We start from the raw sequence: 16,537 nt of genomic DNA on the forward strand, positions 1-16,537 counted from the left end.
GTCAAAGCTAGTTTTTAAAAAGATACCGGTCAATACGTATAAATACGTATTTTTCAATGTTTTTTGTACGTATAAATACGTACTTTTTAACTGTTCTATACTTTTTATACGATTTAATGTTCGAAAAATAGTAAAAGTTTGACTAATAGCCTTTTATTTTTTTAGGCTCAAAAATAGAACCAAATTATATTGATTTTTAATTATTTTTAAATTTTAACTAAGGTTACAGAAAAACTGTAAATTGTGTTAAAAAACACTTCTTGTTGACATATAGCAACAAGAAGTGTCTATAGATTACTGGTTCTTAAAGAACTTCAATAATACTTAGAACATTAAACTCTTCGTTTTTTAAAGAATACTGCACGCCATTTAATTCCTGATAAAAAGAAATCAGCATTAAAAACAACTGACAACCATTCCCTGTTGGAACACTAGCAGGAGTTAATACACTAGCATTAGGAGTAAAAGAAATAGGTAAGTTTACCACATTACTATAACCCATTTCCGACTCTCCTGTTTCAAAATCCAAATGCAAAACAGCAGATTGCATACTAAAATGAGTAGCTCCTTGTGGAAACTGCAATTGTTCCGCAGGAATAAAATCAGTAAAAGAAATCACTCCATTGCTACTTTCAAAAACAAAAGGAGCAAACAATACATTGTTTAAAGGAGCATTAGCATTAAAATCAAACCCTTTTAAAATTTGTTTCCCCTGAGCAGTTGAAACCCCTTCACTCACTTTTCTTTGTCCTCTCAAAGAAACCGTATCTAAATTTTTAATCTTAGACATCAACTGCAACATCCTACTAGATAATTTACTGTCTTTTGCTTTAAAAACTAAACCACCTAACGCTAAGCGCAATAATTTTCCAGCACTAGCACTATGAGAAAACTCCGCCCCATTCTCTCTAGTTCTAATAAAACTCGGATCATTTAGAATACGTTCCCTAGAAACACCCCCTTTTCTTCTTACAAAGTTTTTACCATCTTTTTTGTAGAAAGTTAAATCCTCAATTGTCCCTTCAATTTTCAAAATACCATTCGATTTTGCCATAATTATATTTGTTTAAATGTTTAGAGTACAAATATAAAAACTATTTGAAAATAATCAAATAAAATAAAGAAAAAAATCTAATATTTTAAACCAAAAACAAACTCTTTCTAAAACCTACTACTCCATATTAAAGGTTACTTAAAGGTTAGGATAAAGGGAGGATAGTGTATAGAAACAGTATGGAAGTAGTTTATAAGAAGAAAATAATCTTAGCAATATTAAAATCAAAAAACCCTGCAAATAAATTATTTGCAGGGTTTTTCATTAAACTTAAGTTGAGCTTTTTTTACCTAGCTTTTCAAAATATTAAATCTACTTTTTATTGCTTAAAAATTCTATTAAATCTAACGTTTGTAAAATAATATTTTTATCATCATTAGAAGAGTGTAAACTCATTTCCATGCTGTGTTTATTATTTTCTATTTTTTTTGAAGATTTAAAATCTATCTTTTCAAACTGTTGGCTTACTTTCAACATCTTTGTTGTGTCTTTTCCTAAATCTTCATTTGAAACATATTTAATAATAAGATCTTTCAAATTTACACTTCCTTTCATATAATTTTTCTTCAAGTCTTTTTTCAAATCTCTAGAAAAATCAGAGTTACTTCCGTTAGTAATGTAATTCATTCCATTAGTAAAAACAATTACATCTCCCTTTTTAATAAACTTTAAATTCCCCATTTCTTTATTCGCTCCTTTAACTTCATAATATCCATTTCTCTGAATAAGCACTCCTTTTCTAACACCTAAATCGAAAAGTTTATTCCCCATTGTTTTATGTGTTGATGTAAATAATGTTGTAAAAACAGGAATTGTTTTACTAATTGTTTTTTCTACTTCAATTTCTTCATAGTTTTCATCATATTCATAAGTAGTATAAGTTGATTCATATTTTTGAAAATCATGTAAAAACATTGTAACATCACCATCAAAAAGTGTAGAAATTGCTTCTTCATCAATAAATGTAGAAATAAGATCTGTAATTATTTCCATATCTTCTTGTTCTAAATATGGATTTGAAACAGAATATAATTGTTCCGTAATTGCAGGAAAATTAGTTAATAATTCTTTTGAATTAATATGATATGTCATGTAACCTAATGGGTTTTCATTAGGAAAATAATTAAAAATATTATTGTTTATTTTTCGATTTACAACCTTATTCATGATTTCTGCTAAAGAACTAGAATATTCTACAGATTGTTCAATCCTTGCATTATCATTCTCAAAATAAAAATTAAAATTTACTCCCTTAATATAGTTTTTTAATATTCTATCATCATTAATATTTGAGTTTCTGCTAAATATCGATTTAATAACTCCTGTTAATGTTTTTAAATAATTAAAAGAAGACTGATAATTTACCCATGAAGAAATATCTGCTTTAGGATTTATTTTTTCTGAAACTGGAGGCGTAAATCCATTTTTAAAAAGAAAATTAATATGCTGATTTTGCATCTCTTTTCTCTTTAAGTCAGCTTCTTCAATTTCTTTTAAATACTCATTATCGTAAGAATCATAATCATATTCGTAAGAATCATCTGTTTCTATTGCCCATTCAATTTCTTCTTCTACAGGAGCTGGAGGAACTTCTAAAGACTCCTCTTCAACATATTCTTCTTCTTCAACATACTCTTCAACAACATATTCATCTGAATCCTCTGCTTCTACTACTTCAACAGCTTCTTCATCATAAATTGGTGAAACATCATAAAATTGAGAGTAACTATCATTTCTCATTGTTGGTTTAATAAATTCCAAAATAATCAAATAATCGTCATTCCATGCTGTAGAAATGGATGAATTTGAAGCATTATAAACAGAATAAGTATCATAATCAACTATATCCTTTTTAACAGAATCCGTTATTTCTTGATGATTTTGCTTAATATTCTTCATGAATAATGCTTTTACCTCATCTCTGTTTCTAATTGGAATTGTAATTTGATAAAAAGGAACACTATCCGTAAAATTTCCATGAATACTAATATTCTTATTCATATCTATTAAAGATGTATAATCTTTAATATTAAAATCTTTATCTGTTTTTGAAATCTTTTTTATAGCATCATGATTTAGTATTTCATCTAAACTTATTTTTTCAGAAAATTGACTTCCATTAAACTGAACAAAATAATCAAACTCATTAGGCGTCAATTGACCAAAAGCAAATGCACTAGCCAATAGTAATAAAACATTAAAACGTTTTTTCATAATCAAGGGTTAAAATAAATTGTATTATTCATTAAAGTATTGTTTTTTAAAACATTATACACATTTTGTTTTAAAAAAACAGTACGTTTATTTTTAGAAATTTTACTTTTTGGGTTTTTAATATTCGTAACTTCTTTATCAAAAGTATAAATCGAAGTAATATTTGCTGCTTCTAAGTCTTCCTTTTTATCATCATTCTTTATTAAATTTTTAGGAATAGGATATGATGCAAATCTTTCAAAAGCAGTTGTCTTCGATTCATTAAAATGTATTATAGGATTCTCTTTATTCATGCTATTTAAAACAGCATTAAGCGCATTTAAATTAGTATACTTAAATTTTAATGTAAAAATATAATTCTTAAAATCATGCTTTGTCAAAATATCCGAAATTCCGTCTATTTTAGACGCTTGTATTCTAAAATCAGATAATTTCTTTTTAATATCTTCCTCACTTGGAATACTTACACCATCAACTTCTTCTAACCAAATAGCAGACCTTGTTCTAAACCATGATTTAGAAAAATCAATAACAAGACTATAATCACCACTTTGGTCACTATTATGTTTAATTCTTTCTGTTATTTCAAAACAACTTGTTAAGAGTAAACATAAGCTTAAAATCATAATTCTTTTCATATTGCAAACTTAAGATTAATAATTTAATATTTTATAATTTTATCTTATATTACTTACAATACAATATCCTCTTTTTACTCGAAATTCGTTAACTTTGCCTACTGAATTTTTTTTCAAAAAATACTCTAAATAAACGCTTTAAATAAATATACCATGTTTCCACTTAGACGTAATAGAAGACTGCGAACAAATGAATCAATGAGAAGTTTAGTTCGTGAAAATATATTAACTCCTAATGATTTTTTAGTCCCATTATTTATAATAGAAGGCAAAGGAATTAAAGAAGAAATTCCATCTATGCCTAATTATTTCAGATATACTTTAGATTTACTAGAAAAAGAAGTAAAAGAACTTTGGGCAATGGGTTTAAAATCTGTTTTACTCTTTGTAAAAGTTCCCGACAATTTAAAAGACAATAAAGGTACAGAAGCTTTAAACCATAATGGGTTAATGCAACGCGCTATAAAAGTTGTTAAAAATGCTGTTCCAGAAATGATTGTTATGACTGATGTTGCTTTAGATCCTTATTCTTCTTTCGGACATGATGGTGTTATTGAAAACGGAATCGTTTTAAACGATATCTCTTCTTCAATTTTAGCAGAAATGGCATTATCACATGCAAAAGCGGGTGCTGATTTTGTTGCTCCAAGTGATATGATGGACGGTAGAATATTAGAAATGAGAGAATTGTTAGAAGAAGAGAACTTTACAAATACTGGAATCATGAGTTATAGTGCTAAATATGCTTCAGCTCTTTATGGACCATTTCGAGATGCATTAGATTCTGCACCTGTAGACTTAGTAAATATTCCAAAAGATAAAAAAACCTATCAAATGGATTATCACAATCGTGAAGAGGCAATAAGAGAAACTAGAATGGATATTGAAGAAGGTGCTGATATTGTAATGGTAAAGCCAGGAATTGTTTACTTAGATATAATTCGAGATATAAAAAACATGTCAGAAGTTCCTGTTGCTGCTTATCAGGTTTCTGGAGAATATGCTATGATAAAAGCGGCCGCAGAAAAAGGTTGGTTAAATCATGATGCTATTATGCTAGAACAAACCACTGCGTTTAAAAGAGCTGGTGCAGATATCATTGCTAGTTATTTTGCAAAAGACATTGTTCGTCTACTAAAGTAAAAAATCTATCTTGGATACTTAAAAACAAGTATCCAAGATACTAACCATAACTTATTTAAGTATGAAATCTTTCTTATTAATCCTAACTTTATTTTCAATAACAGCTAATGCTCAAGAAGAACCTATAAGTGCTTTTCTTGAGAAATGGAAAAATTCAAAAGAATATCTCTTGGAAATGGCTAAAGCAATGCCAGAAGAAAACTACAGTTACAAACCCACAGAAAGAGAAATGACTTTTGGAGATCAGTTATTACACATAAAAAGTAATATGGACTGGCTAAGTTCAACTTATTTTTCTACTATAAAGAAAGAAAAAGAAGAAAAAAAGGAGCTCTCAAAAGAAGAGATAATTATGCAATTAGAAACTTCTTTCAATACTGTTTATAAAATAATAGAACAAACCCCAAAAGAAGAATTAAAAGAAATAGTTGATTTTTTTGCAGGTCCAAAAACTAAATTACAAATATTAAATCTATTACAAGATCATGTTACGCATCATCGCGGGCAGTTAATTGTATATCTAAATTTAAACAATATAAAACCACCTAAATATGTAGGTTGGTAACAATTCCTTTGAATAAGAAAAAACAATTATAAAGTCCTAAATATTATACTATTAAACTTCTATATAAATTTTTCTTCTTTTTGCAAATTCCAAAATAAAACCTACATTTGTGTAATATATAAGCCATTATTTTTTATTACACGCCATGTTACAAAACGAATTATACTACACGCTTGCGTTATTGCAAGTAGAAGGAGTAGGTGATATTTTAGCCAAAAAACTCATTCAACAATGCGGTTCAGCAGAAGAAATATTCAAGTCAAAAAACACATCTCTTGCTAGAATTGATGGTGTTGGAAAATCACTACTTAAAAACCTTCAAAACAAAACTATTTTCCAAAAAGCAGAAAAAGAATTATTTTTCATTGAACAAGAAAATTTAACTACTCTTTTTTACCAAGATCAGAATTATCCTGAAAAACTAAAACATTGTTTTGATTCTCCTGTTTTACTTTTTCAATCAGGAAATATTGATTTAACCAATCCGAAAATTATAAGTATTGTTGGAACCAGACAAATTACAACATACGGAAACGAATTCACAAAAAAGCTTATTGAAGAATTAGCACCACTAAATCCTATAATAGTAAGCGGATTTGCTTATGGTGTAGATATTGTTTCACACCAAACTGCAATCGATTTTAAATTACAAACAATTGGAGTTTTAGCGCATGGTCTAAACCAAATTTATCCTAAAACACATAAAAAATACATGGCGAAAATGGAAGAAAATGGTGGTTTTCTTACCGAATTTTGGAGTCATTCAAAACCTGATAGAGAAAATTTTGTTAAACGAAATAGAATTGTAGCAGGTATAAGTGAAGCCACAATTGTTATTGAAAGTGCCGAAAAAGGAGGTTCTTTAATAACGGCACAAATTGCTAATGACTATAACAGAGAAGTTTTTGCTGTTCCAGGTAGAACAACCGATAAGTATAGTCAAGGATGCAATAATCTCATCAAAACACAACGAGCTCATGTTCTAACATCTACTGCGGATTTGATATATATCCTAAATTGGGAGCTTCAAAAAAAGGAACAAAAAACCATTCAAAAACAACTTTTTGTTACTTTAACAGAGGAAGAACAAAAAATTTATAACTATCTTCAAAATAAAGAAAACGAAGGAATAGATATTATTTCTTTAGATTGTGAAATACCTATTTTTAAAACATCATCTATTTTATTAAGCATGGAATTAAAAGGAGTCATTCGTCCTTTACCAGGAAAATTATTTGAAGTTATTTAATTTAAAACTAAACGATAAAATCAATATTATATCATAACAAAGTATTAAAATTAATTAATTTATAACATCCTTTGTGCCCAAATTTTAAGAATAAAAGCCGTAAATTAGTAACAAATTTTTCAAAATGTATTCACTACCGAAACTAGAACGCTTTGAACAAAACGTAGCTTCAAAATTTAATATTTATAATAGTATTTTTATAACACTCCCTTTTGATGAAATAAATAATACTGGTGTTTTATTACCATTATTTGCAGATATCTGTGAACATGGATATAAAAAAAATCAAAGCCCAGAAGAAATTTTTGACACATTTGTTACTAAATATTTAGAAAATCCAACAGAAGACGAAAAAACAAGCTTAATGTTTCGATTTATTCAATATGTAGAAAGACAGGTTGTTTTATTTGATGCCATTGAAGATGCTTCTTTTGACGTTGTAAATAATATGGAAGGAAGAGGTTCTCTAAGAAACATGAAAGAAAGAGCTGAGCAACGTTTTAAAAAAGACGAACTCATTACTTTCTTAAATACTTTCAAAGTAAGAACTGTCTTAACTGCTCATCCTACACAGTTTTATCCTGGTTCCGTTTTAGGAATTATTACCGACTTAACTGAAGCAATTAAAATTAATGATTTAAATACAATTAAAGAACTATTAGCTCAATTAGGAAAAACGCCTTTTATAAAAAAAGAAAAACCAACTCCTTTTGATGAAGCAGTAAGTATTATTTGGTATTTAGAAAATGTATTTTATCACACTATTGGAGAAATGATGCAATATGTGCAAAAAAATATTTTTAAAAATAAAACCTCATTGGATAATGATATTTTCAATCTTGGTTTTTGGCCAGGAGGCGATAGAGACGGAAATCCTTTTGTAACTACAGAAATTACTTTAAAAGTTGCTGATAGATTGCGAACCGCTATTTTAAAATGTTATTATTTAGACATTCGAAAATTAAAACGCAAACTCACTTTTGCTGGTGTAGAAGAATTAATCAGTTCTATTGAAAATAAACTATATCGCTCTGTTTTCTATTCTGAAGGAACTATTTTTATTAGCCAAGATGAATTAGCTAACGATTTACAATTGATTAAATCACTACTAATTAAAAAACACCAATCTTTATATCTTGATGAAATAGAAAACTTGATTAGTAAACTCAATGTTTTTGGTTATCATTTTGCAACATTAGATATTAGACAAAATAGTAAAATGCATCAAACCGTTTTTCAAGATATAATTAACACAAAACCTGAATTATTTCCTTCAAACTATAATGAATTAGATGAAATTTCAAAAATCAATATTTTGTCAAATATAAAAGCTGACTTAAATGAAAAAGATTTTGAAAATGATGTTACCAAAAAAACGCTAAGTTCTATAAAAGCAATTAAATCTATTCAAGAAAGAAATGGAGAATTAGGTTGTAATCGATATATCATTAGTAATAATGAAAATGCTTTAAATGTTATAGAAGCGCTATCATTATTTCAATTAACTAATTGGAAAAATCCATCTGTTGATATTGTTCCTCTTTTTGAAAGTGTTGAAGATTTACAAAAAGCGGATAAAGTAATGGAACAATTATATACAAACCCTATTTATAAAAATCATCTAAGTAACAGAAAGAACATACAAACCATTATGTTGGGTTTTTCTGATGGAACAAAAGATGGTGGCTATTTAATGGCAAACTGGGGAATTTATAATGCAAAAATAGCTATTTCAAATATGTCACGAAAACACAATATCAACGTTGTCTTTTTTGATGGTCGTGGTGGACCACCTGCTCGTGGCGGTGGAAAAACTAACCAATTTTATGCTTCTCTTGGACCAGAAATAGAAAACAAACAAATTCAATTAACTGTACAAGGACAAACCATTAGTTCTAATTTTGGCACTCTTGACTCTTGTCGTTACAATTTAGAAAACTTATTAAGTGCTGGTGCTAACAATCAAGTATTTCATCATGAAGAAAATCATTTGACAACTAAAGAAAAAGAAGTTATGCAAAAGCTTTCTGAAATTAGTTATCAAAAATATATCGATTTTAAAAGTCACCCCAAATTTGTACCCTATTTGGAAAATATGAGTACACTAAATTATTATGCGAAGACTAATATTGGAAGTCGTCCATCTAAAAGGAAACAATCATCACAATTAAATTTAGATGATTTAAGAGCAATTCCTTTTGTAGGTTCATGGAGCCAATTAAAACAAAATGTACCTGGTTTTTTTGGGGTTGGAACCGCTTTAAAGTATTTTGAACAGAATGAAAAATGGGACGATGTCCAAAACCTATACAACAACTCTCTTTTCTTCAAAACACTATTAGAAAACAGCATGATGGCTTTAAGTAAATCATTCTTCCCATTAACAGCTTACATGAAAAATGATCCAGAATATGGTGTTTTTTGGAATATAATACACACTGAATATTTAGAAACCAAACGTTTATTATTAAAAATATCAGGTTTCACAGAATTAATGGAGAACTATCCTGATGGAAAAGCCTCCGTAGCGATGCGTGAGAAAATTGTATTGCCTTTGTTAACGATTCAACAATATGCTTTATTAAAAATAAAAACTTTAAAAGAAAGTGACAACCCAAATGAAAAGCAAATTGCAGTCTATGAAAAAATCGTAACCCGATCGTTGTTTGGAAATATCAATGCCAGTCGAAATTCGGCTTAAAATAATTTTGTCATACTAAAATCAGCATCTAAATAAAAAGCCTTGAAGTTCTGAATCACCAAAGTGAACAGAATTTCAAGGCTTTCTTATTTTTAGTTTCTAACTTCTAGTTATTTTAGTATCCTAACTTCTCTCTCACTCTTTCTAAAACACCATTAGCTACTATACTTGCTTTTGCTGCTCCTTCTTTAAGTAAAGCATCTACTTCTTCTAGGTTGTTGATATAGTAATTGTATTTCTCTCTTACTGTTTCGAATTTTTCAACTATCAATTCAAACAACGCTTGTTTTGCGTGACCGTAACCGTAATTTCCTCCTAAATAATTAGTACGCATGATTTCTGTTTGTTCAGATGTTGCTAATAATTTATATAAAGCAAAACAATTACAGGTATCTGGGTTTTTGGGATCTTCTAATGGTGTACTGTCCGTTTGAATAGTCATTATTTGTTTGCGTAAAGCTTTATCATCAACAAACAAATTAATTATATTGTTTCTAGACTTGCTCATTTTATGTCCGTCTGTACCAGGTATAATCATTATTTCTTCATCAATCTTAGCTTCTGGCAGAACAAAAGTTTCTCCCATTTGATTATTAAATTTTGACGCAACATCTCTAGTTATTTCTAAATGTTGTTCTTGATCTTTTCCTACTGGAACTAGTTCCGCATCATATAATAAAATATCCGCAGCCATTAACATAGGATAAGTAAATAAACCCGCATTTACATCTTCTAATCTATCGGCTTTATCTTTGAAAGAATGTGCTAATTTTAACCTTTGGTATGGAAAAAAACAACTTAAATACCAAGCTAATTCCGTTGTTTGAGGTACATCTGACTGACGATAAAAAACAACTTTATTAACATCTAAACCACAAGCAAGCCAAGTTGCAGCTACACTATATGTATTAGCTCTTAAAGTTTTTCCATCTTTTATTTGCGTGATTGAATGTAAATCAGCAATGAAAAGAAAAGATTCATTAGTAGGATTATTTGCCATTTCTATAGCAGGCAAAATCGCACCTAATAAATTACCTAAATGTGGAGTTCCTGTACTTTGAATTCCGGTTAAGATTTTTGACATTTTTCTTTATTGTTTGCCACAAAAATAGCACTTTTACAGAAATGGTAAAAGGTTCTTAACAAAAGGTTGAATAATATTGTTATTTTTGGCACAAAGTTTTTAAAATGCATATTGTTTGAGTCTACTCCTGATAGTAGTGACATCCTTTTAAACTAAGTTTAAAAGATAAAACGAATAGCAGGAAAATGGTTTAAACAATTTACTAATGTTTGGTTCCTAATATATGAAAATACTAAAATATGCTTTTTGGATAATCTGGAGAATTTGGTTTTACCTTTTAGTAATTATTCCTATTCTTATCTTATTTCCAATATTATTCCTTACTATTCTTAGTGAAAAAACGTATCCTCAGTTCTTTTTTTTAGCACGATTTTGGGCGAAAATTATTTTGTATGGAATGGGGTTTTATCACAAAATAGAGTTTGAACAAAAACTAGAAAAAGGGAAAAGTTATATGTTAGTTGCCAATCATACTTCGATGACTGACATTATGTTAATGCTTTTGGTTGTGAAAAACAATCCGTTTGTTTTTGTTGGGAAAAAAGAATTAGCTAAAATTCCTGTTTTTGGTTTCTTTTTTAAGCGAGTTTGTATCATGGTTGATAGAAGCAGTAGCAAAAGTAGATTTAAAGTATTTGAGTTGGCTCAAAAACGATTACACCAAGGTTTAAGTATTTGTATTTTTCCAGAAGGTGGAGTTCCTGATGATGAAAGTATTGTTTTAGACGAATTTAAAGATGGTGCTTTTCGTTTAGCAATAGAACATCAAATTCCTATTGTTCCAATGACTTTTGTAGATAACAAAAAACGTTTTCCATTTCGTTTTTTTAGTGGGTCAACTGGAAGAATGCGTGTAAAAGTGCACTCTTTTATTGAAACTAATGGATTAACTCTTGAAAACCGACAAGAAATAAAGAAAAAAACAAGAGCAATTATTTTGGAAGAGCTTGAATCTTATTCTAAGTAATAATACTTTCAATTTTTGCAACTACTGTTTCAGGTAAAATAGTTCGCATAGCATCTTCGTATCCTTCTACTTTTTTATTTCCATAAACTGAAGTAGGTAATAAAGGGAATTGTTCTCTGTCAGCAGTAATACAATAATCACTAGGCTGGTTAAAAGGTTTAAAACCAGCATAAGGATGTGTTGCTCCCCAAAGTGTAATTACTTTTATTCCTAACATAGCTGCAATATGTGCGTTTCCAGAATCCATTGATAACATCACATCTAAATTTGATATTATATCTAATTCTTGATTTAATTTTAATTTACCCGCTAAAACAACAACATTTTCATGATTGTTTTGTAATTGATTTAGTAATTCTATTTCTTTTTTTCCACCTCCAAAGAGATAAATTGAATAAGTGGATTTCATAGCCAAATCATCAATTACTTTTTGCATTAAATCTAAAGGATATACCTTACTTTCATATTGAGCAAAAGGAGCAATTCCAATTATTTTTATTTCCTTTGAAAAAGGAATCGCTTTCAAAATTGCTTCTGATAAAATTGCTTTTTCTGGAAAAACAGGATGAATTAAATCGACTGAGAAACCTAATTTGTTAAATGTATCAACATGACGTTCAAACATAGATTTCACTGGTTTAAACACCTTGTTTTCAAGTCTTGTTAATTCTTTTTTTGCTTTCCTGCCTTTGTCAGTTGCTGCCACTTTTTTTCCAAAAAATAAAAATAAGATTCGAATGATTTTGGAACGTAATACATTATGCAAATCAGCAACAAAATCGATTTTTAGTTTATTTAAATCTTTAAATAATCTCAATAAACCAAAAAAACCTTTGTGTCTTTTATTTAAATCAACTGCAAAGAAATCAATATTAGAAATATCTCTAAAAAAAGGTTCAAAAAAAGGTCTTGAAATTACTGTAATTTTAATTTCAGGATATTGTATAGAAAAAGCTCTCAACACAGGAACTGTCATTGCAACATCACCCATGGCTGAGAGCCTTATTACTAAAATATGTTTTGGTTTAGACATCTTAATTGATGACTATTTTTTATTTTGATACAATACAGGGTTTAATTCCTCGTCGTTGTACATTTTCATTTGTTTATACACTTTCATGTATTTATCCCCATTTTCGATATCTTCAATTAATTGACTAATAGAAGCAAACATATCATTTTTTTGATCTAATAAGACATTTAATTTTTCTTGACATTTTGCTCTATGTTCAGGTGAAGCTTCTGCTCTATTTGCTTCTTCACTCATGTGATAAATTTTTAAAGCTAAAATAGATAGTCTATCAATTGCCCACGCTGGACTTTCTGTATTTATTTTTGCGTTTGGTTTTACTTGAACATCTGCATATTTTTGAAGAAAATAACTGTCTATATATTCTACCATGTCTGTTCTCACTTGGTTAGAAGCATCAATTTTACGTTTTAAATCTAATGCTGCAATAGGATCAATTTGTGGATCACGAATGATATCTTCATAATGCCATTGTACTGTATCAACCCAGTTTTTTGCAAATAGCAAATGTTCTATAGATCCTTTTTCATAAGGATTTTGTACAGGTTGGTACACGTCGTCAATAACGTGATATTCTTTAATAGAACGCTCAAATATTGGAAATGCAAATTCTGCAAACATGATTAAGTTGTTTAAAATTTCTACAAAAATAACGTTTTTTTGTACTTTTAGCCTGAAAATTAAAAACTAATCCTATGTATATTCATTATCTTTCTGAAGAAAACAGCATTTTAAATCATTTTTTAGCTCAAATTAGAGATGTTTCAGTTCAAAATGATAGTATGCGTTTTAGAAGAAATATAGAGCGAATAGGAGAAATAATGGCTTATGAATTAAGTAAAGTATTAGACTATAAAGATAAATCTGTTATTACGCCACTTGGAACAAAAGAAACCACTGAAATAACAAACAAAATTGTTTTATGTTCTATTTTGAGAGCTGGTTTAGCACTTCATAATGGTTTTATGAACATTTTTGATAATGCTGATAATGGTTTTGTTTCTGCTTACAGACATCATCCTAATAATGATGATGAATTTATTATAAAAGTAGAATATCAAGCTGCTCCAAATTTAGAAGGAAAGACATTACTTCTTATTGATCCAATGCTTGCAACAGGCCAATCTATTGTTGCTGTTTTTGAAAAATTAAACGCTGAACAAAAGCCAAAGGAGATACACATCGCTGTTGCAATTGCTGCTCCAGAAGGTGTTCAATATTTACAAGATAATCTTCCTGAAAATTGCCATTTATGGGTTGCCGCTCTTGATGAAAAACTGAACGAAAAAAATTACATTATTCCTGGATTAGGTGACGCTGGAGACTTAGCTTACGGAATTAAACTATAATTGCATTATAAAGAAAAATAAGCCTATAACTAAGAGAGAGTACAATGTTACTTCTTTTAAAATTTTATTTTCTAAATTTTCAATGAAATTAGCTCCCATAATTGATAATGGTGCCAAACAAAATATTAAACAACTATTATTCTTATCTGCTGAAAGGATATAAATTCCTACTCCTAAAAGAAATGAAAATAATATTTTCTTGTATGACGATTGCATGTTTAATGGTGTAGCATTAATTGTCATTATCATGCTTACAAAAAACAATATTGCTATTGATGAAAAAACAGCTAATGCAATATTTTGATATATATTTTCAAAATATGTAAAATCAAAACTGATATATGCTTTATTTAATAAACTCTCTAATAAAGTATTATCATTCATGAAATTAAACATGAAAAACAATATTATTACACTCAAAAATGCTATAACTGGTATTAACCAGTTTTTATAATCTCTTGATCCGTGTAGAATTATAGATATAAAAACTAATCCAATATATAGAGCGCTCCAAAAATGAAATAGTGCAGAAAGAAAAATCCAAAATGAAGCATCAAAAAACTTCTCTTGAGTACTTTTCATTGATTTCAGAGAAATTAATCTTCTTAAAGAAAGTAACAGGAAAAAATTTGAAATTAATATATTTTTATTTTTAAAAATAGAAGGAAAGAATAATAAAAAAATGAAAAATAGTAAAATAGCATAATTATCATTTCTTGTTAAAGTATTCTTTAGCGAAATAAAATTAACTAGAAAACAAGATGCTACAATGGAAACAAAATACATAGTTCCATATAAAAAGCCTTGCCATCCTTTAAATATGGAATGCGAAAATGTGTACGAAACAAAAGCTATTAAAAGTAATGTTCCAATAATTACATAATTAAATGGTCTTGTTTTATTAAAAACACTTGCTATCATCAGGATATTTTATATTTTTGTGATGTAAATATAATACTTTATCAAAATGAAATCATTTTTTGAAGGAATTGCATCACTATTTGTTGATTTTTTATTTGTTCCGTTCGATGGATTAAGAAAATTAGAATTGTCAAACTGGTGGGCAGCAAATACGTTAAATTGGATATTTATTTTAATTTGTTGTGGAGCTATGGTATATTGGATTAAACAATTAAATATATTCAAAGCTAACAATGAAGATGAGCAAGATACAACAGCTCATTCATTCTTAAAATAAAAATTCCTCAATTAAGAGGAACTTTATTTATAGATCAAAACCAATATCTTTACGATAATACATCTTATCAAATTGTAGTTTAGCTATACTTTGATAAGATTTTTTTATGGCTTCTTCGTAATTATCTCCATAAGATGTAACCGCAATAACTCTTCCTCCGTTTGTTAGCACTTTTTCATTTTCTAATTTTGTTCCTGCATGAAAAACAATAGAATCCGTAATTGTTTCTATTCCTGTAATTTCTTTTCCTTTTTCATAATCTTCAGGATATCCACCAGAAACCACCATAATTGTTGTTACGGCTCTTTCATCTATTTCTAGACTTATCTTATCTAATTCTTGTTTCGAAATAGCTTCAAAAATTTCAACTAAATCGCTTTTTAATCTTGGCATTACAACTTCTGTTTCTGGGTCACCCATTCTAACATTATATTCAATAACCATAGGCTCTCCTTTTACATTAATAAGACCTATAAAAACAAAACCTTTATATTCAATATTATCTTTTTGTAATCCTTCAATTGTAGGTTTTACAATTCTATTTTCAATTTTATCTAAAAGTACTTTGTCTGCAAATGGAACTGGGGAAACAGCTCCCATTCCACCCGTATTTAAACCTGTATCACCTTCTCCTATTCTTTTATAATCTTTAGCCGTTGGAAGAATTTTATACGACTTCCCATCTGTTAATACAAAGCAACTTAATTCAATTCCATCTAAAAATTCCTCAATAACTACCTTTGAAGATGCTTGTCCAAATTTTGCATCAACTAACATACTCCTTAATTCTCTTTTAGCTTCTTCTAAGTCTTGAAGAATTAAAACTCCTTTCCCTGCTGCTAATCCGTCCGCTTTTAAAACATAAGGTGCTTGTAATGTTTCTAAAAACAAACATCCTTTTTCAACTGTTTCAGCGGTAAAACTATCATATTTTGCTGTTGGGATATTATGTTTAACTAAAAATTCTTTTGCAAATTCTTTACTTCCTTCAAGTTGAGCTCCTATTTTTGATGGTCCAATTACTGAAATGTTTTCTAATAAATTATCTTCTTTAAAATAATTATAAATTCCTTTTACTAATGGATCTTCAGGACCTACAACAACCATTTCAATTTTTTCAGATAAAACAAATTCCTTTACTTCATCAAAATTATTTGGATTAATATTAATATTTGTTGCTATTGAAGCTGTTCCTGCATTTCCAGGAGCTACAAATAAAGAAGAACATTTTGTGCTTTGAAGCATTTTCCAAGCTAAAGCATGTTCACGTCCACCAGAACCTAATAATAAAATTTTCATTGTGTTGTGTTGTTTTTATCCGAATACGATTCAGATTCTATTTAGT

Annotated in this window: 15 protein-coding genes; 7 read left to right on the forward strand and 8 right to left on the reverse strand. The window is 28.6% G+C overall.

The genetic code is table 11. The features are described from left to right. Positions 1-304 precede the first annotated feature (304 nt). The 3 genes from SY27_RS11170 to SY27_RS11180 form a co-directional block, all read right to left on the reverse strand. A complete protein-coding gene (locus tag SY27_RS11170) occupies positions 305-1,054 on the reverse strand; it encodes a hypothetical protein (protein WP_045970300.1) in 750 nt (249 codons plus the stop codon). Between the two features lie 312 nt (positions 1,055-1,366). After that, on the reverse strand, positions 1,367-3,268 hold the full coding sequence (locus SY27_RS11175) for a hypothetical protein (protein ID WP_045970302.1): 1,902 nt from the start codon (positions 3,266-3,268) through the stop codon (positions 1,367-1,369). A gap of 2 nt (positions 3,269-3,270) precedes the next feature. Beyond that, a complete protein-coding gene (locus tag SY27_RS11180) occupies positions 3,271-3,906 on the reverse strand; it encodes a hypothetical protein (protein WP_045970304.1) in 636 nt (211 codons plus the stop codon). A gap of 153 nt (positions 3,907-4,059) precedes the next feature. On the opposite strand from SY27_RS11180, the gene hemB reads away from it, so the two are divergent. The 4 genes from hemB to SY27_RS11200 all read left to right on the forward strand — a co-directional run bounded on the left by hemB (position 4,060) and on the right by SY27_RS11200 (position 9,564). Then, positions 4,060-5,049, forward strand: a complete 990-nt coding sequence (gene hemB, locus SY27_RS11185) for a porphobilinogen synthase (protein WP_045970305.1) — start codon at positions 4,060-4,062, stop codon at positions 5,047-5,049. Positions 5,050-5,110: 61 nt separating this feature from the next. After that, positions 5,111-5,614 (forward strand): DinB family protein, encoded by a 504-nt coding sequence (locus SY27_RS11190; RefSeq protein ID WP_045970307.1) that lies wholly within the window; start codon positions 5,111-5,113, stop codon positions 5,612-5,614. A 145-nt stretch (positions 5,615-5,759) separates the two neighbouring features. Beyond that, positions 5,760-6,863: a DNA-processing protein DprA gene (gene dprA / locus SY27_RS11195; protein ID WP_045970309.1), complete on the forward strand. Its 1,104-nt coding sequence runs from the start codon at positions 5,760-5,762 to the stop codon at positions 6,861-6,863. Positions 6,864-6,987: 124 nt separating this feature from the next. Then, positions 6,988-9,564 carry a phosphoenolpyruvate carboxylase gene (locus tag SY27_RS11200; protein ID WP_045970312.1) on the forward strand — a complete coding sequence of 859 codons (2,577 nt, stop codon included), beginning with the start codon at positions 6,988-6,990 and terminating at the stop codon, positions 9,562-9,564. A gap of 115 nt (positions 9,565-9,679) precedes the next feature. Here SY27_RS11200 and trpS read toward each other — a convergent pair whose 3' ends face one another. Further along, entirely contained in the window at positions 9,680-10,648 is a 969-nt protein-coding gene (trpS, locus tag SY27_RS11205; protein ID WP_045970314.1) for a tryptophan--tRNA ligase, read from the reverse strand. 223 nt (positions 10,649-10,871) lie between these two features. Here trpS and SY27_RS11210 point away from each other — a divergent pair, with 223 nt between their 5' ends. Beyond that, the gene (locus tag SY27_RS11210; RefSeq protein ID WP_045970316.1) at positions 10,872-11,615 is read left to right on the forward strand and encodes a 1-acyl-sn-glycerol-3-phosphate acyltransferase; all 744 of its coding nucleotides are present in this window, start codon (positions 10,872-10,874) and stop codon (positions 11,613-11,615) included. On the opposite strand, the gene SY27_RS11215 is transcribed toward SY27_RS11210, so the two are convergent. Together SY27_RS11215 and SY27_RS11220 are read right to left on the reverse strand one after the other, a co-directional pair. Continuing rightward, positions 11,608-12,648 (reverse strand): glycosyltransferase family 9 protein, encoded by a 1,041-nt coding sequence (locus tag SY27_RS11215; protein ID WP_045970318.1) that lies wholly within the window; start codon positions 12,646-12,648, stop codon positions 11,608-11,610. The two genes, SY27_RS11210 and SY27_RS11215, sit on opposite strands and share 8 nt — an antisense overlap. A gap of 12 nt (positions 12,649-12,660) precedes the next feature. Further along, entirely contained in the window at positions 12,661-13,266 is a 606-nt protein-coding gene (locus SY27_RS11220; protein ID WP_045970320.1) for a DUF4254 domain-containing protein, read from the reverse strand. A 74-nt stretch (positions 13,267-13,340) separates the two neighbouring features. On the opposite strand from SY27_RS11220, the gene upp reads away from it, so the two are divergent. After that, positions 13,341-13,994, forward strand: a complete 654-nt coding sequence (gene upp / locus SY27_RS11225) for a uracil phosphoribosyltransferase (protein ID WP_045970322.1) — start codon at positions 13,341-13,343, stop codon at positions 13,992-13,994. On the opposite strand, the gene SY27_RS11230 is transcribed toward upp, so the two are convergent. Then, positions 13,989-14,915: a DUF6427 family protein gene (locus SY27_RS11230; RefSeq protein ID WP_045970324.1), complete on the reverse strand. Its 927-nt coding sequence runs from the start codon at positions 14,913-14,915 to the stop codon at positions 13,989-13,991. The two genes, upp and SY27_RS11230, sit on opposite strands and share 6 nt — an antisense overlap. A 46-nt stretch (positions 14,916-14,961) precedes the next feature. Here SY27_RS11230 and SY27_RS11235 point away from each other — a divergent pair, with 46 nt between their 5' ends. Then, positions 14,962-15,192 (forward strand): hypothetical protein, encoded by a 231-nt coding sequence (locus tag SY27_RS11235; protein WP_045970326.1) that lies wholly within the window; start codon positions 14,962-14,964, stop codon positions 15,190-15,192. A gap of 27 nt (positions 15,193-15,219) precedes the next feature. On the opposite strand, the gene purD is transcribed toward SY27_RS11235, so the two are convergent. Next, positions 15,220-16,491 (reverse strand): phosphoribosylamine--glycine ligase, encoded by a 1,272-nt coding sequence (purD, locus tag SY27_RS11240; RefSeq protein ID WP_045970328.1) that lies wholly within the window; start codon positions 16,489-16,491, stop codon positions 15,220-15,222. Between the last annotated feature and the right edge of the window lie 46 nt (positions 16,492-16,537).

The sequence above is a fragment of the Flavobacterium sp. 316 genome, assembly GCF_000967805.1.
Taxonomy (GTDB): domain Bacteria; phylum Bacteroidota; class Bacteroidia; order Flavobacteriales; family Flavobacteriaceae; genus Flavobacterium; species Flavobacterium sediminilitoris.